This window comes from Mycobacterium hubeiense, from assembly GCF_002838065.1.
Taxonomy (GTDB): domain Bacteria; phylum Actinomycetota; class Actinomycetes; order Mycobacteriales; family Mycobacteriaceae; genus Mycobacterium; species Mycobacterium hubeiense.
On sequence record NZ_PIZU01000022.1, the window covers coordinates 54820 to 73897 of the forward strand.

Genomic DNA, 19078 nt, shown 5'->3' on the forward strand with positions numbered 1-19078 from the left:
CCGCTACTGTCGAGGCCATGCGTATCGCCATCGTCGTGGTGGGCGTGATCGTGGCGCTGGCCGGTCTTCTGTTCACCCTGCAGGGCATCGGCGCCGTCTCGGGCAGCCCGATGAGCAACACCACCACGTGGACGGTGCTCGGCCCGATCATCGCGGCTGTCGGCCTCGCCGTCGCGTACATCGGGTGGCGCGCCGGCAAGTCCTAGGGGCTGAACCGCCGGATCAGCGCGGCGCGGTCCACTTTGCCGATGCCGCGGCGCGGCAGGTCGTCGACGACGAAAACCTCGCGCGGCGCGGCGGTGACGTCCAACGACTGCGCCACATGCGCACGCAGCTCGGCCAACGAGGGCACCTCGCAATCGCGCGTCGGCACCACGGCGGCCACCACCCGCTGACCGAGTCTTTCGTCGGGCACGCCGAACACCGCGCATTCCGATACCGCGGCGTGCGTCGCCAAGGCACCCTCGACCAGTTGCGGCAGCACCGTCAACCCGCCGGTGCTGATCGCGTCGTCGACACGGCCCAGCACCCTCAGGACGCCCGAATCATCAAGCACCCCAAGGTCGTCGGTGCGGAACCAGCCCGGCTCGGCGAACGGATCGGGCTGCACCGGGTTGCGGTAGCCCTTCGCCAGAGTGACGCCGCCCAGCAGGATCCGCGAGTCGTCGATGCGCACCCGAACCCCGTCCAGCGGCACCCCGTCGTAGACGCAGCCTCCGGCCGTCTCGCTCATGCCGTACGTGCGGACCACCGAAATGCCCGCTGCAGCAGCTTTTTCGGCAAGCCCTGCGGGCATGGGCCCGCCACCGATCAGCACCGCATCCAAACCGGCCAGCGCCGCCGTCGCCGCCTCGTCGACCAACACTTTCGCCAACTGCGCGGCCACCAGCGACGCGTAGCGACGCCCCGACCCCATCGACGACACCGCGGACACCAACGCTGCGGCATCGAAACCCGCTGGCATAGCGACGGGCACTGTGCCGCCAATAACACTGCGTACCAACACCTGTAGCCCGGCCACGTGATAGGCCGGCAACGCGAGCATCCACTGTCCGGGCCCGCCGAGCCGCGCGTGCGTCGCCTCCGCGCTGGCCGTCAACGCCGACGCGGTCAGCATCGCCCCCTTGGGCACACCCGTCGTGCCAGATGTCGACACCACCACGGCCACGTCGTCGTCAATCGCCGATTCGGCTCGCAATGACGTTGTCAACAAAGAACTTTGGCGCTCGTCATCAAACGGCACCGGTAGCAAGGACGCGCGACCGGCCAGCGCGTCCTCCAGCGCGGGCAGCACCGAGGGCACCGACGCCCCGGACGGCACGGGAAGGGCGCGCAGGACGGCTATTTGGACTCCTTCCAGTCATGCGGCTCGTCGAGCGGCCAGCCTCTGGCGGCCAAGCGGGCGCGCACCCGTTCGACGTCCTCGGGTAGCGGCGTCAGCAAATGTCGACCGGAGCGTCGCCGCATGTCCTGGTGAGCGCGAGCACGCCAGCTAATGTTCGTCATCCGTTAACCTCGGATCCCGCCGCAGTGGATGGTTCCTGGGAACTTGTACGAAGATCAAGGTGACGCCGTCGGGGTCGGTGACATGCATCTCGTGCAGCCCCCACGGCTCCTGGCGCGCCTCGCGGGCAATCTCGACGCCGCGGCCCCGCAATTCGGCCTGGGTTTCGTAGACGTCGCGCACCTGCAGCCACAATGTGCCCCCGGCGCTGGGCGGGCCGTGGCCGGCCACCTCGATCAGCGACTGGCCCGCGTAAAACACCGTGCCCGCACCGTATTCCCGGGCGATGGCCAACCCGATGGCGTCGCGGTAGAAGCTCAACGATCGCGGGTAATCAGCCGGCCTCAGCAACACCCGGCTGGCCAGGATCTCCACGTGTCGTGTCTATCACTTGCGGGCCCGAATTTCCGGCTCCTGCTCGGGCGCGTCTAACTGCTTGGCTGGATACGCTGCCGGCGCATGATCGCGCTGACCCAGCCCGGCGCGACGGTGTCGAGCGCCTTGGCCGTGACCGCCATCCGCGGGGCGATGCGCACCGGCCGGGTCCGCGCCGCGATGACCATCCAGTCGGCGGCCTCCTTGGCGGTCAGGGCGGGCAGGCCGTCGTAGGCCTTCGTCGGCTCGATCATCGGGGTGGCCACCAGCGGGTAGTACAGCGTCGACGAGTGCACACCGTCACGGGCCCACTCGGTTTCGATGACCCGGCTGACCGCGGACAGCGCCGCCTTCGATGCGTTGTACACCGAGAACAGCGGCGAGGCCTCGCTGAGCACACCCCAGGTCGAGACGTTGATGATGTGGCCGTCTTTGCGCTCACGCATGCCCGGGCCCAGGCCGCGAATCAGCCGCAGCGGGGAGTAGTAGTTGAGCGTCATCGTGCGCTCGACGTCATGCCAGCGGTCGAGGGACTCAGCCAGCGGCCGGCGAATGGACTTGCCGGCGTTGTTGATGAGGATGTCCACGCCGCCGAGATCCTGTTCGACCTTGGCGACGAGTTCGTCGACGGCGTCGAGGTCGGACAGGTCGCAGGCGTGGGCCTGCGCGTGGCCGCCCTGCGCGGTGATCTTCTCGACGACGGCGTCCAGGAGCTCGTGACGACGGGCGACGACCACCACGCGCGCACCTCGGTGGGCAAACTTGTAGGCAGCGGCCTCGCCGATGCCCGACGACGCGCCGGTCAGCAGGATGCGCTTGCCCTTCAGGTCGACGACGTCCTTGTCGGGCCGGTACTGCAACAGCTGCGGGGTGATCGGCGGTCGCATGCCGGTCAGCGCGACGTGCTCCGTCAACCGGCGAAGCGGGCTCTTACTCATGCCGCGAGTCTATGAAGGCCGCGAAAGTGCATTTTGCTGCCCCGCGATGAGTTGGACGCCGCGCCATGGTCAACTCCGATATGACGATCATCGGGAAACTCGACAAGCGGTTCAGTGAAGCCGAGGCGCCGACGGACTGGCAGTCCGTCGGCGACGCCCTCGCCCTCGCACAGTTGTATTGGCTGACGACGGTGCGGGCCGACGGACGCCCGCACGTCACCCCGCTGGTCGGGGTGTGGGTCGACGACAGCTTCGTCTTCTGCACCGGCCCTGGCGAGCAGAAGGCCCGCAACCTCGACCACAGCAGGGCCGTCGCCGTCACCACGGGTACCAACACCTGGAACGAGGGGCTCGACGTCGTCGTCGAGGGCGAGGCGTCGCGGGTCACCGGCCGGCAGCGGCTGACGGCGCTGGCGGACGCGTACCGCGAAAAGTACGGCGGCGACTGGAATTTCGACTGCGATGACGAGGTGTTCGACCCGAATGGCGAGCGGGCGATGGTATTCGAGGTGGCACCGGCCAAGGTGATCGCGTTCGCGAAGTCACCCCACGGGCAGACGACGTTCAGCTGGTGATTTGGGCGTGAAAACCTGCGCCGAGCGCAGGTTTTCACGCCCAAATCGCGCGCCCGTTTAGAAGTAGCGCGGGAACTGGCTCCAGGCCGGGTCGCGTTTCTCCAGAAACGCGTCCCGGCCTTCCACCGCCTCGTCGGTCATATATGCCAATCGCGTTGCCTCACCCGCGAATACCTGCTGACCGACCAGCCCGTCGTCAATCAGATTGAACGCGAACTTCAGCATCCGGATCGCCTGCGGAGACTTGCCGTTGATCTCGGCCGCCCACTGCAGCGCGACGGCCTCCAGCGACGCGTGGTCGACGACCGCGTTGACCGCGCCCATCGCAAACATCTCCTCGGCGGTATACGCGCGGCCCAGGAAGAAGATCTCGCGGGCGAACTTCTGCCCCACCTGGCGGGCGAGATACGCGCTGCCGAAGCCGCCGTCGAAACTGCCGACGTCGGCGTCGGTCTGCTTGAATCGGGCATGCTCGCGGCTGGCCAGCGTCAGGTCGCATGTCACGTGCAGGCTGTGCCCGCCACCGGCGGCCCAGCCGTTGACCAGGCAGATCACCACCTTGGGCATGAAGCGGATCAGCCGCTGCACCTCGAGGATGTGCAGCCGCCCGGCGCGGGCGGGATCGACCGTCTCGGCGGTCTCACCCGCCGCGTACTGGTAGCCGGTGCGCCCGCGGATGCGCTGGTCGCCACCGGAGCAGAACGCCCAGCCGCCGTCTTTGGGCGACGGCCCGTTGCCGGTCAGCAGCACGACCCCGACGTCGGGGGACATGCGGGCGTGGTCGAGCACCCGGTACAGCTCGTCGACGGTGTGCGGCCGGAACGCGTTGCGCACCTCCGGCCGGTCGAAGGCCACGCGGACCGTCGGCTGCGCGACGCCGTCGACAACGTGGCGGTGATACGTGATGTCGGTCAGTTCGAAGCCGTCGACGGGTTGCCAGGCCGCCGGATCGAACGGGCTCGAAGTGCTGGGGGTACTCACCCGCTTGACTGTAGAGCGGTGTTTCACGATCACCGTCTACGGGTACAGGGCCACGATGAAGCGGACTACAGGTGTGTTGATATCGGGTCTGGCGGCCGGCGTGATACTCGTCGGCTGTTCCCCGTCGGTGCAGGGCGGTGACACCTCATGCGAGGACTTCATCTCCTCCGACGAGAAGACGCAGAACGACGCCGTCGCCAAGATGCTCAAGGATGAGAAGGGCACCGATCCGGCGCAGCTGGAAATCACCGGGACGCGGGTTTCGGTGATGACGTTCTGTCAGACGGCCGGCAAGCAGGAAAGCAAGATCAAGGAGGCCCCGCACCTCTAGGCGGGGTCCAATCGGAAGACCGGGCAGCGGCCGGCCAGCGCCTCGAACTCGTCGGGGTTGGGTCCGCTCACCAGCCCGGCGTTCTTCATGAAGCCGACGCCCGTCGGCACCTCGATGGGGAAGGCGCGCAACAGCGGTCGGGCTTGTTCGGCCGGTATCTCCACCATGCGCACCCGTTCGCTGCGCCGCCCGGTCTGGATCGTCGCCTCGCCCGCGGCGCGCGCATTCGCGGCCCAGTCTCCGCCGGGCAGGCCGCCGACGACGTACCGCTTCCCGTCGACGGTCATCGGCGTGACCGGCGTCGACCGCGGCTTACCCGATTTGCGGCCCACGACCGTCAGCACCACCGGGCCCTTGCCGCCGAAACCGATTCCGAGCCGGTGCAGGCCGATCATCGCTTTGTTGACGTATTTCAGCCACCATGGCGGCCGGATGCGTTCGGTCATCACACCTCTAATCCGTAGTCGTTGAGCGCATTACGCAGCCCGTCGGGGCGCTGTGCGGTGGGCAGCGGGTCGACGAGGGTGAACCCGCAGCCCAGCGCGCGGGCGCCACCGTCGGCTTCTTCGCTGTCGCCGACCATCACCGCGTTCTCGGCGGCGACGCCGAGCCGCGACAGCGCGGCCTCGAATATCGCCGGATTCGGTTTGATGGCACCGACTTCGAAGGACAGCACAAACTCGTCGACGTGCGAGCGCGCGCCGATCGCGTCGAACGCCGGACGCACGTCGAACGAAATATTCGATACCACAGCGGTTTTGATGCCGTGGTCGTACAGGCTCTTGAGCACCTCGGCGGTGTCGGGATACGCCGTCCAGCTCGACGGTTCGATCACCCGCTGATACAGCGATTCGGCGTGATGGTCGGCCAGCCCCGATTCCCGCAGCACGTGTAGATACGCCTCGCGGTGCAGGTGTGGCGCGAGATCGCGGTTCACCCAGGCGTGGTAGGCGTCCGGGGGCATGTTCACGGACCGGCCGGTGGGGGCGGTGAGCCTGCGCATCAGTTCAGCCTGCACATGCCCGTCGACCTCGCGTTCGTCGACCCACATGCCGTCAAACCAGCTGTCGTCTTCCTCGAGGCGAAACAGCGTGCCGGAATAGTCGAAAAGCACCGCCCGCACTGGTTCCATGGAGTCCATGGTGCCATCGCCTATGACGGCCCAGCGGGCTCCGGACGTACACAGCTGGTTCACGCGGCGCAAGTATGCGATCGAATTGGCGATGCTGCCGTATCGCCGCTACCGGCATGCGTTCGAGCCGGGCTGTTCGGCCGGCCTGCTGACCGAACTGCTGACCGAGCGCTGCGATCGGGTGACGGCGACGGACGTCGACGTGGCGGCGTTGAACGCGACCGATCGGCGGCTGCAGCACGCGGGCCGGCGCGGGCAGGTGGTGCTGTTGCACGGATCGCTCGATCAGCCTTGGCCGCCAGGCGGTTTCGATCTGGTAGTGCTCTCCGATGTGGCGTACTATCTGCCGGCCGACGTGCTGCGGACGGTATTGGATCGCGAATGCCCACGGTTGGCGGCCAATGCCACGGTGGTGGCCGCGCACTGGCGCCATCCGATCCCGGGGCTGCCGATGACCGGCGATCATGCCACCGACGTCATCGGCGCGACGCCGAACCTGCACGTGCGGGCGAGCTACCGCGATCCGGACCTGACCATCGAGGTGTTCGGCACCTAGGCTTTGCGAGCACGAAAGGCCTTGTCCGCGAGCACGTCTCGTTCGCGCTCGTTGTCTGTCATCGACGCGGCGCGGTCGAATTCGGCTGCGGCCTCGTCGAGACGCCCCAACCGGGCAAGCAGTTCGCCGCGGACGCTGGGCAGCAGGTAGGACTCGTCGAGACCGTTGAGCCCGTCGACGATCTGCAGCGCCTCGGCCGGTCCGCGCGACATCGCGACGGCCACTGCGCGATTCAGCTCGACGACGGGCGACGGAGCCACCTGCAACAGCCCGTCGTACAGCGTCACAATGCGATCCCAGTCGGTGTCCGCGGCCGTCGGTGCGGTGGCATGGCATTCGGCCAACGCGGCCTGCAGTGCGTACGGTCCCCAACCGGATCCCTTGCGTTGCACGGCTTTTGCAGCGCGCTCCAAGGCGGCGACGCCACGCTGAATTTGCGCACGGTCCCATTTGGCGCGGTTCTGGTCTTCGAGCAGGATCGGTCGACCGTCGGCGTCGGTGCGCGCGGCGAAGCGCGACGACTGGAATTCCATCAACGCCACCAGCCCGTGCACTTCGGGTTCGTCGGGCACCAGCGCCGCCAGCACTCGGCCCAGCCGCAGCGCCTCCGTACACAGCTCGTCGCGGATCCAGCGCTGCCCGAACGAGGCGGAGTAGCCCTCGTTGTAGATCAGGTAGATCACCGCCAGCACGGCGGAGAGCCGCTGTGGGTATTCGTCGCGCGAGGGCACCTCGAACGGCACGTTGGCCGCGGCCAGGGCCTTCTTGGCCCGGGTGATCCGCGCCGCGATCGTGGCCTTGGACGTCAGGAATGCGCGCGCGATCTCCTCGGTGGTCAGGCCGCCGACCACGCGCAGCGTCAGCGCAATCCGGCCATCCCGCGGCAGCACGGGGTGCGCGGAGATGAAGATCAGCCGCAGCACGTCGTCGTCGATGCGGTCGGGGTCCCACGCCTCGTCCACCTGGGTCTCGAGGTCGCGGGCCAGCGCGGCGTACTTCGCGTCGAGGTTGTCCTGACGGCGCCACTGGTCGATGGCCTTGCGTTTGGCGACCGTCGTCAACCAGGCCCCGGCATTGCGCGGCACGCCCGTCGTCGGCCACTGCGTCAGCGCGTCCACGAGCGCCTCTTGGGCGAGGTCTTCGGCCAGGCCGACGTCGCCGACCACGCGCGTCAGTGTCGCGACGATCTTGGCGGCCTCCATCCGCCAGACCGCATCGACGGTCTGTTGCAGGTCGGCCACGCGCCCATTCTCACCGACACGCCGACGGCAATGCGATTGGGCGACGCATCGCGGTTGGACAGTATTGGTGTGGCACACCGGCTCGTCGTCGCGTACTACGCGGGCCGTCGCGCCTATCCGCACACGCGCAAGAATCCGTACGCCGGCACCGGCGACCGCACCGCCGCGCGGCTGTGGCGGTTGGGGTGGCATCGCGCCCGCGACGAATATCGGGCCATCCCGAGCGAAGCCGACCGCGTCGCTCGCCTGGCCGCCGAGATCGATGCCCTCTTGGACTGAACGCGTCTCAGCATTGCTGAGCCGCAAGCGCCGGGTGATTCTCGGCATCACCGCGCCACCGGGGGCGGGCAAGACGCGGTTGGCCGTCTCGGTGGCGTCTGCATTCGATGACGCCGTTCATCTGCCGATGGACGGCTTTCACCTCGCCGATGCCGAGCTGGCGCGGCTGGGCATACTTGATCGCAAAGGGGCGATCGACACATTCGACGGATACGGTTATGTCGCTGTGCTGCAACGGATTCAGGGCCTGCCGTCGCACACTGTGTATGCGCCGGCGTTCGACCGCGACATCGAGCAGCCGATCGCGGGGAGCATCCCCGTCGCGCCGTCGACCCGCCTAGTCGTCACCGAGGGCAACTATCTGCTCGACGGCCAGGCACCGTGGCCTCTAGTGCGAGGTCTACTGACGGAGACCTGGTTCATCGACGTCCCGCGCGACGAACGTCGTCGCCGCCTCATCGCGCGTCACATCGAGTTCGGTAAGTCACCGCAGCAGGCCGAGGCGTGGGTGCGCGAGGTCGACGACGTCAATGCCGAGCGCATCGAAAAGGCCCGCGACAAAGCCGATCTGGTGATCCCGCTCTAGACCATATGAGTGTGCGGCTACCGCGTTGAGTGTGAAGCCACTGTGCAGATCCGCGAAAAGTCCCGCAGCTAGCGCACACTCGGCGCAGCCAGTGCACACTCCGCGATGCCCCCCTCAGCCGACTGCGCGCGAAGCGCCCTCCCAGAACTGCGCGCGCACGGCCTTCTTGTCCGGCTTGCCCAGCGCCGTCACGGGCACCGAGTCGACGACGAACACGTCCTTCGGCGCCTGCACCGAACCCTTGCGCTCCTTGACCGCGGCCTGGATTTCGGCCGTCACCTTGGCGATGGACTCCTCATCGGAAGGAACGTCTGGCCGCAGCACCACCACCGCCGTCACCGCCTCGCCCCACTTCTCGTCGGGTGTGCCGATCACGCACACCTGTGCGACCGAAGGATGTTCGGCCACAACGTCTTCCACTTCCCGCGGGAACACGTTGAACCCGCCGGTGACGATCATGTCCTTGGTGCGGTCGACGATGTACCAGAAGCCGTCCTCGTCCTCGCGGGCCAGATCGCCGGTGCGCAGCCACCCGTCGCGGAACGTTTCCGCCGTCGCCTCCGGTAGGTTCCAGTATCCGCCCGCCAAAAGCGGTCCGCTGACACAGATTTCGCCGACCTCGCCCTGCGGCACCGGGTTGCCGTCGGAATCCAACAACGCGGTGCGACAGAACAGCGTCGGCCGTCCGCACGACGTCAGCCGCTTCTCGTCGTGATCGCCCTTCGCCAGGTACGTGATCACCATCGGCGCCTCGGACTGCCCGTAGTACTGGGCGAAGATCGGCCCGAACCGGTCAATCGCCTCGCGCAGCCGCACCGGGTTCATCGCCGAGGCGCCGTAGTACACCGTCTCCAGCGACGACAGGTCGCGGGTCTTCGAATCCGGATGGTCCATCAGCGCGTAGATCATCGACGGCACAAGCATTGTCGCGGTGATGCGCCGCTCCTCGATCACCCGCAGCACCTCGGCGGGATCGAATTTGGGCAGCACGATCATCTCGCCGCCCTTGACGATCGTCGGCACGAAGAACGCCGCGCCGGCATGCGACAGCGGCGTGCACATCAAGAACCGCGGCCGCTGCGGCCATTCCCATTCGGCCAGCTGGATCGTCGTCATCGTGGTGATCGACTGCACGGTGCCGATGACGCCCTTCGGTTTGCCCGTCGTGCCGCCGGTGTAGGTCAGCCCGCCGATGTGATCGGGCGGCAGGTCCGCGGCCACCAGCGGCCGCGGCGGATACTTGGCGGCCTCGGCGTTCAGGTCCACCGCGACACCCTCCAGCGCCGCGGGCACCGGGCCGATCGTCAGGATCTGCTTCAGCGAGGGCACCTTCTCCAGCAGCCCCAGCGCGCGCTCCACGAAGTTCGGCACCGGGTCGATGATCAGCGCGGTCACGCCCGCGTCGGCCAGCACGTACGCGTGGTCGTCCAGTGAGCCGAGAGGGTGTAGTGCGGTGCGGCGGTAGCCCTGCGTCTGCCCGGCGCCGATGATCATCAGCACCTCGGGCCGGTTCAGCGACAGCAGCCCGACGGCAGCGCCGGTGCCCGCCCCCAGCGCCTCGAACGCCTGAATGTACTGGCTGATGCGGTCGGCCAGCTGGCCGCCGGTCAACGTGGTGTCGCCGAGAAACAGCACCGGCTTGTCTTTGTTGCGCTTGAGAGCGCCGACGGTCAGGTGCCCCGAGTGGATGGGATGGCGCAGCAGCTCGCCTGACGAGCGCTCGCGCGAGGAAGCATCAGCCTGAGTCATAGCCCCTAAGACTAGAACGTGTTACAGAACGAGGCGCCGCGCCCCCGGAAACGCCGAAATTGCATTCCGGCAGGTCGTCTCTCGACGTTTTCCTGCCGGAACGCAATTTCGCGGCGTCTCAGCCCAGAGACCTACCGCCCCGCGGCCTTGCGGGCCTGCTCGGCGATCTTCTCGGCCAGGTCGGCTCGCCACTGGATCTCCTTCTGGATCCACGGGTTGCTCGTGTCGAACTCCTCGGTGTCGGACACCCGACGCACCTCGAGCTTGACGCCGGGGCCCAGCGGGCACTTCTGCGCCCACTGCTTGGCCTCCTCCTTCGACGACACATCGAGGATCCAGAACCCATTGAACAGCTCTTTGGCCTCGGTGTACGGGCCGTCGGTGACCACCGGCGGGTCGGAGTTGAAGTCGACGACGAAGCCTTCCTCGGGTCCGGTCAGGCCCTCGCCGGCCAGCATCACACCGGCCTTGATGAGCTCCTCGTTGTAGCGGCCCATCGACTCGATGATCTCGTTGAAATCGATGTCGGCATCCGCCATGGCCGCCTCGGCCTCGGGGGTGGACCGCATGATCAGCATGTAACGCGCCATTGTCGTGTCTCCTTCTGGTTGTGGAAGGGGCTCTCTATCGTGCCCTCGCAACTACGTCGAACGGCAGCCCCCCGAAATCGACACGGCCCCCGAAAATTCTTGAAACAAATCCTCATCCGCTGGCCAGAGGTGGTTTAGAGGCCGCCGCCGACAATTGATCATGAAAACTCTACGGGCTGCGGCGACGGCCGCGGCGGTGCTCGGCGCCGTGGCCGCGATGTTCCTCGTGCCGCAACTGCTGGGCCGCCCGATGACGTCCGTCGGCCCCGTCGTCGGATACGCGACGGTGCGCGGCCACGACGCCGTGATCGTCGCCTACGAGCGCACCGGCCGGGGAATGCCCTTGCCGTTCGGCATCCACGACGTCTGGCAGGAACGCGTCGCAGCGGTGTCGCTCGACACCGGCGAGCTGCTCTGGGACACCAAACTGCACGGCAGGACGTCGTGGACGCGCGGCGTGCTCGCGGTGGCCGACGGGCTGGCATACGTCGCGACCGATCTCGGGCTGACGATCGTGGCCACCGAGGACGGCGGCATCGTCGCCCGGCCGCGCGACATACTCGGCGACGAGTACGTCGAGGCGTACCACGCCTACAACGTCGAACGCGGCTCAACGCCGTGATCGCCCTCACCACAGCCGGCGACGTCGTGCAGATCCCCCTGGGCACGACGGACGTCGGTCCGGTCCCCGACGCGATCGCCGATGAATGGCGCAGCACGCTGATCCCCGATTCGTCCCCGACCCGCGACACCGCGTTCACGACCACAGATGTCGACCCGGCGGTGATGCCGAACAGCATGACGTTGCCCGGCGGCGGCGCGCTCACGCTGTCGCGGAACACGGGAAATCTGCTGCGGGGTTCCGACGTGCTCGCCCACGTCGACCTGACCTACCCCGAGCTGGTCTACGAAATCGTCCGCACCCCAGCGGCGTTGGCCACCCGTGACCAGCTCGAGGAAGGCACCGACATGTTCACCAACCACCACTCGTCGGCCGTACCGCTTGGCGTCGACAATGGCGTGGTGCTGGTGAGCGGCGAGGACCCGAACCATCTCGGCACCGACGAACTGCGGCTGTATGACGTCACCTCCGGTGACACGCTTGCTGTGGTCGGCGGCATCGATGAGATCGTGCGCGCGACGGCAACGCCGGGCGGCGACATTCTGGTTGTTGCCGCCGCGGAAGGCTCCGGCTTGGATCACGACCGGTTGATCGTGCTGCGCCGCGACGGCCGGGTGACGACGACGCACGTCGGCGACACCGATTTCTGGGGACGCCCCCCGTCACCGTCCACGCGTCTTAGGTCCGAACCCGTCTCGGCGGGACGTGATCCGTGGCACGCTCGGGGGATGTCTGAGCCGCCTGAACCACGCTTCCTCGACGACCGGCTGGCGTACTGGGCCGAAACCAAACCCGACGCCGAGGCGATGACCTACCTCGACCGGACCTGGACGTGGGCGCAGTGGAACGACCGGGTGCGCCGGCTGGCCGGGGCGCTGACGGGCTTCGGCATCAAGCGCGGCGACGTCGTTTCGTTCCTCGACAAGAACCACCCGGCGTGTGTCGAGCTGACGTTCGCGGCCGCCTCGCTCGGCGCGGCCAACGCCATCATCAACTTCCGGCTGGCCGGCGACGAACTCGACTACGTCATCAACGACTGCGGCGCCAAGGTGTTGATCGTCGGCGCCGAACTCAAACCCACGATCGACAAGATCCGTGACAAGCTCACCAACGTCGAGTACATCATCGAGGTCACCCCGGAGGGCGGTGACGACGACGAATACGAGGCGCTGTTGGCCAAGGCGACGCCGAGGGGCCGGGCCGCCGACGTCCAACCCGACGACGTCGCCATCATCATGTACTCGTCGGGAACCACCGGCCGCCCCAAAGGCGTGGAACTCACGCAGGCCAACATGATTGCGCACACCCTCAACGCCCACGAGGGCATCGAATTCGACGAGGGCGACAAGAACATGGTGTCGATGCCGCTGTTCCACGTCGGCGGCTCGTCCTACGTCCAGTTCGGCATCCACGACGGGGTGCCCAGCGTGATGACGCGCGACGTGGACGGCGCCGCGCTCGCGGGCGCAATCCTCAAGGGCGCCAACAGAACCTTCCTGGTTCCGGCGGTGCTGGCCAAGGTGCTGGAATCCGGCGAGGACGCGATCAAGCTGTTCAGCGCGCTGAAGACCTACAGCTACGGCGCCTCCCCGATGCCGCTGCCGCTGCTGCGCGAGGCGCTGAAGGCGTGGCCCAACACCAATTTCATCCAGGTCTACGGGCTCACCGAGGTGTGCGGGGTGATCAGCCATCTGATGCCCGAAGACCACCGCCAAACCGATCATCCGGAGCGGCTGACGAGCGCCGGCAGGGTCATCCCCAACGCCGAGGTGCGCGTCGTCGACCCGGACACCTTGGAAGAGATGCCGGTCGGGGAGCAGGGCGAATTGTGGTTCCGCACACCGCAATTGATGCGCGGCTACCACAACAAACCCGAGGCGACGGCCGAGGCGATCACCGAGGACGGCTGGTTCCGCACCGGCGACATCGGCCACGTCGACTCCGACGGCTACATCTTCGTCGAGGACCGGCTCAAGGACATGATCATCTCCGGCGGGGAGAACATCTACTCGATCGAGGTCGAGCGGGTGCTGGCCGAGCACCCGGCCGTCGCGGAGGTGGCGGTCATCGGGGTGCCCGACGACAAATGGGGCGAGGTGGTCAAAGCCGTTGTCGCACTGGAGGGCGAGGCCACTCCCGAGGAGTTGATCGCGTGGTGCCGCGAGCGGCTGGCCGGATATAAGTGCCCGAAGTCCGTGGACATCACCGAGGCGCTGCCCCGCAATCCCACCGGCAAGATCCTGAAAAAGGATCTGCGCAAACCGTTCTGGGAAGGCCGCGACCGGGCCACCGTCTAGGAGACGGTCGACAGCGTCAGGTGCACGTAGACCGTCGGTGACTCCCGGCTGTCGACGGTGACTGCGCGGGAGATCGCCTCGCCGGCGGAGTTGGTATGACGCTGCCGCCAGCTGCGGACCTGCGGCGACGGCTGCAGCGCCGGTCCGGCCAACGGGCCGACGGTGTAGATCATTCCGGGCAAAGCGTCGGAATCTGGTTGCGGCTCAAGACTGGACGCCTCGACGATCTGATCCGCCCCGTCCGGTGTGGTCTTGATTGCCATGTGATACATCACGTCGGGCCCGCGGTCATGGCGCGCCTGCAACACCTCGGCGTCGGCGGGCAGGGTGATGTCGCCGAATTCCTTTGCCTGCTCCACGATTTCGGCTTGGTCTGCGGTGTCGGGGCTGCAGCCGAGCATCAGCAACGCGGCGCCGACAACCAGCAGCCGTTTCATCGCGGCACTCGTTCACCCGGAACGGCCGGCGGCAGCGCGACCGGCGCGGTGGCCGTCGGCGCCACCCCCGTGTAGGTGTAGGTGGTCGAGCTCCCGCGCACGTTGTACTCCTGGGCCAGGCCGGCGGTGTGCAGTTCGCCCATCTGCTGGTCGGTAATCGTCACGCCCCCGATCTCCACGGATTTGCCGTTGTCCCAGTTATACCGATCGAAGATGTGCGTCTTGTATTCGACGGTCACGGTCGGTTTGCCGCCCGGGGTCGTCGGCGGATGCACGGTGACCACGCCCGACACCGATTGCTCGAACGAGCCCATGGCGTAGAACCAGTCCGGGTGCGTGGCCTGGTCGACGGTGTAGTCGTGCCATCCGGTCTGGAACGGGATGGGCTGCCCGTAATTGCCGGTCGCGGCCGCCTCCTCGACGATGCGGGCGACCTCGGCGTTGACCAGTGCGTCGGTTTGTCGTTGTGCGCCGGGAAGGTCGTGCAGCACGTCGTCGACGTCGACGTTCAGGTCGGCGCCGCTGTTGTCGAGGTAGTGCTGCAGGTGCCGGGCGGCGTTATCCCATCCGCGCAGATCGGCGGCCGTGGCCGCGGCCTCGGCGACCTCCTTGAAGGCGTAGTCGTCCGCGCGGCTGTACCACGGTTGCGAGCCGTGTTCGGCCTGGCCTTCGTCGACGGGCGGGTCGGCCGGCGGGTCCGGAATGTCCGGCTTGGTCGGGGACTGCTTGAATCCGCCCGCGGCGCTGATCGCATTCGCGGTGGCCAGATCGACCGCGCTGAACTGCGCCAGCAGCTTCTGGATGATCGACGTGAACGCCGGCGCCATCGCCCGGATCGGCAGGGGAAAGAACGGCGGGGCGGTGGCCACCCCGTCGTCGCTGACCTGCCAGCCGCTGCGGCGCAGATCATCGACGACCTGCATCACCGCGCCGCGGACCGAGGCGAGCTGTGCGCCGCCGTCGGGCAGCGCATCCGACAACGCCTGCAGGCGATCGCGGAACTGTTCCTGGCGGGCGAGGTCATGTTCGCCGCGGGCGGTCGCGGCGTCGGCGGCCGTGCCCTGCCACGACTGGCGCAGTTCGGCCAGCTGTTGACGCTGCTGCGCGATGATGCCGCTGAGCCGCCCGCTGTCGTCGGCGATGCGGTCGGCCGCAATGGACAGCCCTTCGGGGCGGGACGCTTCGACGTCGGAAACCAAAACCGTCACCGCCCTATTGTCCCGGCGTCAGAAGGAGGTGCCCGACACCAATTTTCGGGCGCCGTCGGGCACGATGGAGGACGTGCCCGCGCTGGACGACATCCTGGACCGACTGCATGTCGTCGCGTTGCCGATGCGAGTCCGCTTCCGCGGCATCACCATTCGCGAGGTCGCGCTGATCGACGGGCCCGCCGGCTGGGGCGAGTTCGGCGCGTTTGTCGAGTACGGGTCCGCGGAGGCCGCGACGTGGCTGGCCTCGGCGCTGGAAGCGGCGTACGAGCCGGCGCCTGCGGTCCGCCGCGAGCGCATCCCGATCAACGCCACCGTGCCCGCCGTCGACGCCGCGGCAGTGCCGTCGGTGTTGGCGCGGTTTCCCGGGGCGCGCACCGCGAAGGTGAAGGTCGCCGAGCCGGGTCAGACGCTGGCCGACGACGTGTCCCGCGTCAACGCCGTCCGGGCGGTGGTGCCGACGGTGCGCGTCGACGCCAACGGCGGCTGGAGCGTCTCCGACGCGGTGGCGGCGGCGCAGGCGTTGACGGCCGACGGGCCATTGGAATACCTCGAGCAGCCCTGCGCGTCGGTGGCGGAGCTGGCGGAGCTGCGGCGACGGGTCGACGTGCCGATCGCCGCCGACGAGTCGATCCGCAAGGCCGAGGACCCGTTGCACGTGGTGTGCGCAGGCGCCGCCGACATCGCGGTGCTCAAGGTCGCGCCGCTGGGCGGGGTGCGGGCGCTGCTGGACATCGCCGCGCAGATCGACATCCCGATCGTGGTGTCCAGTGCGCTGGATTCGGCCGTGGGGATCGGTCGCGGGCTGCTGGCGGCAGGAGCGCTGCCATCGCTGCCTTTCGCCTGCGGGCTCGCGACCGGGAGCCTGTTCCTCGAGGATGTCGTGGACGCGATTACGCCCGTCGATGGGTATTTGCCCGTCGCGTCCGTCGTCCCGGACCCCGCGCGGCTGGCTGCCCTGGCCGCGCCGCCGGAGCGTCGGCAGTGGTGGATCGAGCGGGTCAAGGCCTGCTACCCGCTGCTGTCCTAATTTGTGGGATACATGGCATAGACGCCACGGCCTGCATCGCGAACACTGAGTTTGTGAAGCGATCCGTGGTCGTCGTCGGCTTTCCCGGCGTGCAGGCGCTGGACGTCGTGGGGCCGTTCGACGTGTTCACGTCCGCGACGCTGTTTCTGGCCAGTCGGGATCGCTTTGACGACGGCTACGCGGTCACCCTCGCGTCGATTGACGGCGAGCCCGTCACCACCGGCACGGGCCTGGCGCTGATGGCACAGCGTCTGCCCGACCCGCACGAGTCCGTCGACACCGTCGTCATCCCCGGCGGCTGGGGGGTGGATGAGGTGCGGCAGAACGGCGACGTCATCGCGTGGATCAAGGCCGCTTCCGAGCACGCCCGGCGCGTCGTCAGCGTGTGCACCGGCGCGTTTCTGGCTGCCGAGGCCGGCCTGCTCGATGGGTGCACGGCCACCACGCACTGGGCGTCCGCCAACCGCATGGCAGATGAATTCCCTGACGTCACAGTCGATCCCGAGCCGATCTTCGTGCGCAGCTCGCCGAAGACGTGGACGGCCGCGGGCGTCACCGCCGGCATCGACCTGGCCTTGTCGCTGGTCGAAGATGACTACGGCACCGACGTCGCGCAGACCGTGGCCCGCTGGCTGGTGCTGTACCTGCGCCGGCCCGGCGGCCAAACACAATTCGCCGCCCCGGTGTGGATGCCGCGCGCCACGCGGGCACCGATCCGTGAAGTGCAGGAGGCCATCGAGGCCGAACCCGGTGGCGCACACAGCATTTCCGAATTAGCCCGCCGCGCCGCGATGAGCCCGCGGCATTTCACCCGCGTGTTCACCGAGGAGGTCGGCGAGGCGCCGGGCACCTACGTCGAACGCATCCGCACCGAAGCCGCCCGTCGTCAACTGGAGGAGACCGACGACACCGTCACCGTCATCGCCGCCCGGTGCGGCTTCGGCACCGCAGAAACCATGCGGCGCAATTTCGTTCGACGGCTGGGCATCTCGCCCGACCAATACCGGAAAACCTTCGCCTAGAGGAGAATACGCATGCAGATCGCAATAGTGGTGTACCCCGGGTTCACCGCCCTGGACTTCATCGGCCCGTATGAGGTGCTGCGATGGCTCCCCGACGCCGAGGTGAGTTTCGTCTGGCACGAACCCGGCCCGATCACCGCGGACTCCGGCGTACTCGTCGTCGGAGCGACGCATTCGTTCGACGAAACACCATCTCCCGGCGTGATTCTGGTGCCCGGCGGCATGACGACGATGGAGCACGCCCGCGACGAGAAGGTGCTCGACTGGCTGCGCCGGGCCCACGAGACAGCGACGTGGACGGCGTCGGTGTGCTCGGGCTCGGTGATCCTCGCCGCGGCCGGACTGCTCGAGGGCAAGCGCGCCACATCGCATTGGGCGGCGTTGTCGGCGTTGAAGGCGCTGGGTGTCAAGCCCGTTGGCGACGAGCGCATCGTCCACGAGGGTGACGTCGTGACGTGCGCAGGCGTTTCGGCGGGCATTGATCTGGGGTTATGGCTGGCCGGACAGATAGCCGGCGAGGGCCGCGCCAAGGCCATCCAGTTGTCGATGGAGTACGACCCGCAGCCGCCTTTCGACTCGGGCCATATGTCGAAGGCGTCTGCGAGCACCAAGGCGACGGCTACCGCGCTGATGTCGAAGGATCTCGTAAAGCCCAGGCAGCTGAAGGCCGCCACAGGACTGCTATGGGACGCGGCGATCCGGCGCGCGCGGTCAAAGGGACGCCGCAATCGGCGATTTGTGGAGCCGCAGCCGCGCTGACCGCGCTGACCGCGGCTAGAACTCCACAAATCGCACGAAGTACCGTCGGGCGGGTGAATCTGGCTTACGACGATCGCGGGTTCGGCGATCCAGTGCTGTTCATCGCCGGTCGCGGGGGCGCCGGGCGCACCTGGCATCTGCACCAGGTGCCCGAGTTCGTGCGGGCCGGCTATCGCACGATCACCTTCGACAACCGCGGCATCGGCGCCACCGAGAACGCCGAGGGCTTCACCACCGAGCAGGTGGTCGCCGACACCGCGGCGCTGATCGAGAAGCTCGACGCCGCGCCGGTGCGGATCGTGGGCGCGTCGATGGGCTCGTTCATCGCCCAGGAGTTGATGCTCGCGCGCCCGGAGCTGGTCCATTCGGCGGTGCTGATGGCCACCCGCGGCCGCCACGACCGTGCCCGTGAGTTCTTCCGTGAGGCCGAACGCGAACTGGCCGACTCGGGCATCACGCTCCCGGCAGCGTATGACGCGAAAATGCGTCTGCTGGAGAGCTTTTCGCCGAAGACGCTCAACGACGACGCCAAGGTCCGCGATTGGATCGACATGTTCACCATGTGGCCGACGAAGCCGACGCCCGGCCTGCGCGCGCAGGCCGACATCGGGCCGACGGGCAATCGGCTGCCGGCCTACCGGGCGATCGCGCAGCCGGTGCTGGTGATCGGCTTCGCCGACGACGTGGTGCTGCCCGCGCATCTGGGCCGTGAGGTCGCCGACGCGATTCCGCGCGGCAGCTATATCGAGATTCCCGACGCGGGCCACCTGGGCTTCATTGAGCAGCCGCAGGCCGTCAACGCCGCGATCCTCGACTTCTTCCAGCGATTTGGGCGTGATTAGCTGCGCTCTGCGCAGGAAATCACG

General features: G+C 67.8%; 23 protein-coding genes and 1 pseudogene. 12 read left to right on the forward strand and 12 right to left on the reverse strand.

Annotation, left to right across the window (positions count from 1 at the left end):
- Positions 1–17: 17 nt before the first annotated feature.
- Complete coding sequence (locus CWS39_RS17435) at positions 18–206, forward strand: hypothetical protein (protein ID WP_102144220.1); 189 nt, start codon at positions 18–20, stop codon at positions 204–206.
- On the opposite strand, the gene menE is transcribed toward CWS39_RS17435, so the two are convergent.
- From menE to CWS39_RS17450, 4 genes and pseudogenes are all read right to left on the reverse strand, one after another.
- Positions 203–1321, reverse strand: a complete 1119-nt coding sequence (gene menE, locus CWS39_RS17440; protein ID WP_102144187.1) for an o-succinylbenzoate--CoA ligase — start codon at positions 1319–1321, stop codon at positions 203–205. The two genes, CWS39_RS17435 and menE, sit on opposite strands and share 4 nt — an antisense overlap.
- 20 nt (positions 1322–1341) lie before the next feature.
- A pseudogene (locus CWS39_RS30325) lies at positions 1342–1434 on the reverse strand (DUF3349 domain-containing protein); the annotation flags it as partial.
- Between the two features lie 58 nt (positions 1435–1492).
- Entirely contained in the window at positions 1493–1879 is a 387-nt protein-coding gene (locus tag CWS39_RS17445; RefSeq protein ID WP_102144188.1) for a VOC family protein, read from the reverse strand.
- A 53-nt stretch (positions 1880–1932) separates the two neighbouring features.
- The gene (locus tag CWS39_RS17450) at positions 1933–2817 is read right to left on the reverse strand and encodes an SDR family oxidoreductase (RefSeq protein ID WP_102144189.1); all 885 of its coding nucleotides are present in this window, start codon (positions 2815–2817) and stop codon (positions 1933–1935) included.
- A gap of 80 nt (positions 2818–2897) precedes the next feature.
- On the opposite strand from CWS39_RS17450, the gene CWS39_RS17455 reads away from it, so the two are divergent.
- Positions 2898–3392, forward strand: coding sequence for a pyridoxamine 5'-phosphate oxidase family protein (locus tag CWS39_RS17455; RefSeq protein ID WP_102144221.1), 495 nt, complete (start codon positions 2898–2900; stop codon positions 3390–3392).
- Between the two features lie 57 nt (positions 3393–3449).
- Here the strand turns inward: CWS39_RS17455 and CWS39_RS17460 are convergent, their stop codons facing one another.
- Positions 3450–4373, reverse strand: a complete 924-nt coding sequence (locus tag CWS39_RS17460) for a 1,4-dihydroxy-2-naphthoyl-CoA synthase (protein WP_102144190.1) — start codon at positions 4371–4373, stop codon at positions 3450–3452.
- A gap of 55 nt (positions 4374–4428) precedes the next feature.
- Between CWS39_RS17460 and CWS39_RS17465 the strand changes: the two genes are divergently transcribed.
- Positions 4429–4704 carry a hypothetical protein gene (locus CWS39_RS17465; RefSeq protein WP_102144222.1) on the forward strand — a complete coding sequence of 92 codons (276 nt, stop codon included), beginning with the start codon at positions 4429–4431 and terminating at the stop codon, positions 4702–4704.
- Here CWS39_RS17465 and CWS39_RS17470 read toward each other — a convergent pair.
- Both CWS39_RS17470 and CWS39_RS17475 read right to left on the reverse strand, forming a co-directional pair.
- Complete coding sequence (locus CWS39_RS17470; protein WP_199178167.1) at positions 4701–5150, reverse strand: nitroreductase family deazaflavin-dependent oxidoreductase; 450 nt, start codon at positions 5148–5150, stop codon at positions 4701–4703. The genes CWS39_RS17465 and CWS39_RS17470 overlap by 4 nt on opposite strands.
- Positions 5150–5836, reverse strand: a complete 687-nt coding sequence (locus CWS39_RS17475) for an HAD family hydrolase (protein ID WP_102144192.1) — start codon at positions 5834–5836, stop codon at positions 5150–5152. Before CWS39_RS17475 ends, CWS39_RS17470 begins: the two co-directional genes overlap by 1 nt.
- Positions 5837–5858: 22 nt before the next feature.
- Between CWS39_RS17475 and CWS39_RS17480 the strand changes: the two genes are divergently transcribed.
- The gene (locus tag CWS39_RS17480; protein WP_233213549.1) at positions 5859–6392 is read left to right on the forward strand and encodes a class I SAM-dependent methyltransferase; all 534 of its coding nucleotides are present in this window, start codon (positions 5859–5861) and stop codon (positions 6390–6392) included.
- Here the strand turns inward: CWS39_RS17480 and CWS39_RS17485 are convergent.
- On the reverse strand, positions 6389–7594 hold the full coding sequence (locus tag CWS39_RS17485) for an RNA polymerase sigma factor (RefSeq protein ID WP_102144223.1): 1206 nt from the start codon (positions 7592–7594) through the stop codon (positions 6389–6391). The genes CWS39_RS17480 and CWS39_RS17485 overlap by 4 nt on opposite strands.
- 108 nt (positions 7595–7702) lie before the next feature.
- Between CWS39_RS17485 and CWS39_RS17490 the strand changes: the two genes are divergently transcribed.
- Together CWS39_RS17490 and CWS39_RS17495 are read left to right on the forward strand one after the other, a co-directional pair.
- On the forward strand, positions 7703–7912 hold the full coding sequence (locus tag CWS39_RS17490; protein ID WP_233213550.1) for a hypothetical protein: 210 nt from the start codon (positions 7703–7705) through the stop codon (positions 7910–7912).
- The gene (locus CWS39_RS17495) at positions 7896–8498 is read left to right on the forward strand and encodes a nucleoside/nucleotide kinase family protein (RefSeq protein WP_102144194.1); all 603 of its coding nucleotides are present in this window, start codon (positions 7896–7898) and stop codon (positions 8496–8498) included. Before CWS39_RS17490 ends, CWS39_RS17495 begins: the two co-directional genes overlap by 17 nt.
- 114 nt (positions 8499–8612) lie before the next feature.
- Here the strand turns inward: CWS39_RS17495 and fadD8 are convergent, their stop codons facing one another.
- A complete protein-coding gene (gene fadD8, locus CWS39_RS17500) occupies positions 8613–10247 on the reverse strand; it encodes a fatty-acid--CoA ligase FadD8 (RefSeq protein ID WP_102144195.1) in 1635 nt (544 codons plus the stop codon).
- A gap of 131 nt (positions 10248–10378) precedes the next feature.
- Complete coding sequence (locus tag CWS39_RS17505) at positions 10379–10837, reverse strand: YciI family protein (protein WP_102144196.1); 459 nt, start codon at positions 10835–10837, stop codon at positions 10379–10381.
- Between the two features lie 160 nt (positions 10838–10997).
- Between CWS39_RS17505 and CWS39_RS29645 the strand changes: the two genes are divergently transcribed.
- Both CWS39_RS29645 and CWS39_RS17515 read left to right on the forward strand, forming a co-directional pair.
- Positions 10998–11459 carry a PA2928 family protein gene (locus CWS39_RS29645; RefSeq protein ID WP_233213551.1) on the forward strand — a complete coding sequence of 154 codons (462 nt, stop codon included), beginning with the start codon at positions 10998–11000 and terminating at the stop codon, positions 11457–11459.
- Between the two features lie 728 nt (positions 11460–12187).
- Positions 12188–13756: a long-chain-fatty-acid--CoA ligase gene (locus CWS39_RS17515; RefSeq protein WP_102144225.1), complete on the forward strand. Its 1569-nt coding sequence runs from the start codon at positions 12188–12190 to the stop codon at positions 13754–13756.
- Here the strand turns inward: CWS39_RS17515 and CWS39_RS17520 are convergent.
- Together CWS39_RS17520 and CWS39_RS17525 are read right to left on the reverse strand one after the other, a co-directional pair.
- Complete coding sequence (locus CWS39_RS17520; RefSeq protein WP_102144197.1) at positions 13753–14193, reverse strand: hypothetical protein; 441 nt, start codon at positions 14191–14193, stop codon at positions 13753–13755. The two genes, CWS39_RS17515 and CWS39_RS17520, sit on opposite strands and share 4 nt — an antisense overlap.
- Positions 14190–15401, reverse strand: coding sequence for a WXG100 family type VII secretion target (locus CWS39_RS17525; protein ID WP_102144198.1), 1212 nt, complete (start codon positions 15399–15401; stop codon positions 14190–14192). Before CWS39_RS17525 ends, CWS39_RS17520 begins: the two co-directional genes overlap by 4 nt.
- Before the next feature lie 64 nt (positions 15402–15465).
- Between CWS39_RS17525 and CWS39_RS17530 the strand changes: the two genes are divergently transcribed.
- From CWS39_RS17530 to CWS39_RS17545, 4 genes are read left to right on the forward strand one after another with little or no spacing between them, the layout of a single operon-like run.
- The gene (locus CWS39_RS17530) at positions 15466–16431 is read left to right on the forward strand and encodes an o-succinylbenzoate synthase (RefSeq protein ID WP_102144226.1); all 966 of its coding nucleotides are present in this window, start codon (positions 15466–15468) and stop codon (positions 16429–16431) included.
- A gap of 53 nt (positions 16432–16484) precedes the next feature.
- A complete protein-coding gene (locus tag CWS39_RS17535) occupies positions 16485–17453 on the forward strand; it encodes a GlxA family transcriptional regulator (protein ID WP_199178168.1) in 969 nt (322 codons plus the stop codon).
- A 12-nt stretch (positions 17454–17465) separates the two neighbouring features.
- Positions 17466–18212: a DJ-1/PfpI family protein gene (locus tag CWS39_RS17540; RefSeq protein ID WP_102144199.1), complete on the forward strand. Its 747-nt coding sequence runs from the start codon at positions 17466–17468 to the stop codon at positions 18210–18212.
- A 53-nt stretch (positions 18213–18265) separates the two neighbouring features.
- Positions 18266–19054: an alpha/beta fold hydrolase gene (locus CWS39_RS17545; RefSeq protein ID WP_142386865.1), complete on the forward strand. Its 789-nt coding sequence runs from the start codon at positions 18266–18268 to the stop codon at positions 19052–19054.
- Positions 19055–19078 lie beyond the last annotated feature (24 nt).

Excerpts from the sequence above, each read along its gene's own strand:
- CWS39_RS17465 (WP_102144222.1), top strand. The coding sequence starts at position 4,429 with ATGAAGCGGACTACAGGTGTGTTGATATCGGGTCTGGCGGCCGGCGTG.
- CWS39_RS17475 (WP_102144192.1), bottom strand. The coding sequence starts at position 5,836 with ATGGAACCAGTGCGGGCGGTGCTTTTCGACTATTCCGGCACGCTGTTT.
- CWS39_RS17540 (WP_102144199.1), top strand. The coding sequence starts at position 17,466 with ATGCAGATCGCAATAGTGGTGTACCCCGGGTTCACCGCCCTGGACTTC.
- CWS39_RS17505 (WP_102144196.1), bottom strand. The coding sequence starts at position 10,837 with ATGGCGCGTTACATGCTGATCATGCGGTCCACCCCCGAGGCCGAGGCG.
- CWS39_RS17520 (WP_102144197.1), bottom strand. The coding sequence starts at position 14,193 with ATGAAACGGCTGCTGGTTGTCGGCGCCGCGTTGCTGATGCTCGGCTGC.
- CWS39_RS17480 (WP_233213549.1), top strand. The coding sequence starts at position 5,859 with ATGACGGCCCAGCGGGCTCCGGACGTACACAGCTGGTTCACGCGGCGC.
- fadD8 (WP_102144195.1), bottom strand. The coding sequence starts at position 10,247 with ATGACTCAGGCTGATGCTTCCTCGCGCGAGCGCTCGTCAGGCGAGCTG.
- CWS39_RS17515 (WP_102144225.1), top strand. The coding sequence starts at position 12,188 with ATGTCTGAGCCGCCTGAACCACGCTTCCTCGACGACCGGCTGGCGTAC.
- CWS39_RS17435 (WP_102144220.1), top strand. The coding sequence starts at position 18 with ATGCGTATCGCCATCGTCGTGGTGGGCGTGATCGTGGCGCTGGCCGGT.
- CWS39_RS17450 (WP_102144189.1), bottom strand. The coding sequence starts at position 2,817 with ATGAGTAAGAGCCCGCTTCGCCGGTTGACGGAGCACGTCGCGCTGACC.
- CWS39_RS17530 (WP_102144226.1), top strand. The coding sequence starts at position 15,466 with ATGGAGGACGTGCCCGCGCTGGACGACATCCTGGACCGACTGCATGTC.
- CWS39_RS17470 (WP_199178167.1), bottom strand. The coding sequence starts at position 5,150 with ATGACCGAACGCATCCGGCCGCCATGGTGGCTGAAATACGTCAACAAA.
- CWS39_RS29645 (WP_233213551.1), top strand. The coding sequence starts at position 10,998 with ATGAAAACTCTACGGGCTGCGGCGACGGCCGCGGCGGTGCTCGGCGCC.
- CWS39_RS17485 (WP_102144223.1), bottom strand. The coding sequence starts at position 7,594 with ATGGAGGCCGCCAAGATCGTCGCGACACTGACGCGCGTGGTCGGCGAC.
- CWS39_RS17495 (WP_102144194.1), top strand. The coding sequence starts at position 7,896 with ATGCCCTCTTGGACTGAACGCGTCTCAGCATTGCTGAGCCGCAAGCGC.
- CWS39_RS17455 (WP_102144221.1), top strand. The coding sequence starts at position 2,898 with ATGACGATCATCGGGAAACTCGACAAGCGGTTCAGTGAAGCCGAGGCG.